This is a genomic window from Ferruginibacter sp. (assembly GCF_031391665.1).
Lineage (GTDB): Bacteria > Bacteroidota > Bacteroidia > Chitinophagales > Chitinophagaceae > Ferruginibacter.
On the sequence record NZ_JANMUN010000047.1, the window covers coordinates 1 to 1,784 of the forward strand.

General features: G+C 34.5%; 2 protein-coding genes and 1 pseudogene. All 3 read right to left on the reverse strand.

Annotation, left to right across the window (positions count from 1 at the left end; genetic code table 11):
- Positions 1-197: pseudogene (locus ACY651_RS03725) on the reverse strand (hypothetical protein); the annotation flags it as partial.
- A 108-nt stretch (positions 198-305) separates the two neighbouring features.
- Positions 306-1,316 (reverse strand): zinc-binding alcohol dehydrogenase family protein, encoded by a 1,011-nt coding sequence (locus ACY651_RS03730; protein ID WP_462249840.1) that lies wholly within the window; start codon positions 1,314-1,316, stop codon positions 306-308.
- 44 nt (positions 1,317-1,360) lie between these two features.
- Positions 1,361-1,784 (reverse strand): fumarylacetoacetate hydrolase family protein (locus ACY651_RS03735; RefSeq protein WP_462249842.1); only part of this gene is annotated, 424 nt, incomplete at its 5' end.

The window sequence follows — 1,784 nt, forward strand, 5'->3', positions numbered from 1 at the left end:
TTTATATCATCATTTTTCCATTTTCCCTTTGATGCTGCAGATGGATTAAGTATAGAACAGGTTTCTACTTTATCAGATACTGACCATGCTATCCAACTCAATTGCTTCGCATTCATCCAGGTTAAAAATTTATTCCACTCAAAACTGCAATGCAGGAAAATGAATTGCACAATTATTGTAAAAAATATTTTTTTCATTACAACCGAAGTTTTAAAAAATAAAATAATAAAATAGAATTACTATCAAGATAATTTGATTCTCTAAATTAAGATTTTAAAAATAACAGCTGAAGATTTTTAATTGCACTACAATTCAACCATTGCTTTTATAACTCCTGTAGAAGGATTGAGCCAGCTCTCAAAATTATCTTTTACATCATCAAACTTTACCTTGTGAGTAATATAGGTGGCCGGATTTACAAAACCATTTTTCATTGAAAAGATTACATGTTCAAAATCTTCACGGGTTGCATTACGGCTGCTCATTAAAGTACTTTCTCTTTTATGAAACTCGGGATGATTAAAAATTACATCGTCTTTTTGTAAACCAATCAACACATATCTTCCGCCATGGCCTAAATACTGAAAGGCATTGTTGATGGCTTTTAAATTTCCGGTAGCGTCTATAACCACTGTTGGCATATCGCCATTGGTAATTGCTTTTAATTTTTCTAAAGCATTTTCATTTGCAGGATTAATTGTAAAATCTACTTTTAATTTCTCTTTGCAAAAGTTCAGACGATTATCATTAATATCCATTGCAATTACTTTGCCGCCTGCAATTTTCGCAAACTCCATGGTACCTAATCCAATTGGGCCGGCACCAATTATTAAAACAAATTCGCCTGCTGTAACTGCTGCCCTGCTTACACCATGTGCACCAATGGCCAATGGTTCTATCAATGCCAGTTCATCAAAACTTAATCCTTCACCATGCACTAATGAGTAAGATGGAACAGACAAATATTCTCTCATGCCACCATCAATATGTACACCGCAAACTTTTATATTAACACAGCAATTTGATTTTTGCATACGACATGCAATACATTCACCGCAATAAAAATATGGGATAAAAGTAACTGATTCGCCAATTGAAAAACCTGTTGCATCTGTTGTTACAATTTCCGCTGCTAACTCGTGCCCTAATATTCTTGGATAATTAAAAAAAGGTTGATTGCCTTCAAATGCATGTAAATCGGTTCCGCAAATACCAATGCGTTTTATTTTAAGTAAAGTTTCTCCTTTGGCAGCAACGGGTTGTATTGTATCGGCATAATTAAACTGATGTGGTGTAGTGCAGATAAGCGTTTTCATTTTCTGTTATTTATTTTTTTTTATAGCTTAACTGCATTTATTTTTTAGCTTTTAACATACGCTGTACAAGTTTGTTTACTTGTTCCTAATCCATCAATACCAAGTTCAACCACATCGCCATCTTTTAAATACACAGGCGGATTAAATCCTAAACCTACACCTGCAGGCGTACCGGTACTAATAATATCCCCAGGCAGCAAGGTCATAAACTGGCTGATATAAGAAACTAAAAAAGGAATATTAAAAACTAAATCATCAGTGTTACTGTCTTGCATCATTTTATCATTCACCTTCAGCCATAGCCGCAAATTATGAGGATCAGTAATTTCATCCTTAGTAACTAACCATGGGCCAACAGGTGCAAAAGTATCGCAGCCTTTTCCTTTTGCCCATTGTCCGCCCATTTCGATTTGAAAAGCTCTTTCACTGTAATCATTTAGTAAAGCATAACCTGCAACGTAATCCAAA

What these genes read in the sequence shown, in the direction of transcription:
- ACY651_RS03730 (WP_462249840.1), bottom strand. Translation starts at nt 1,316, where the DNA reads ATGAAAACGCTTATCTGCACTACACCACATCAGTTTAATTATGCCGAT.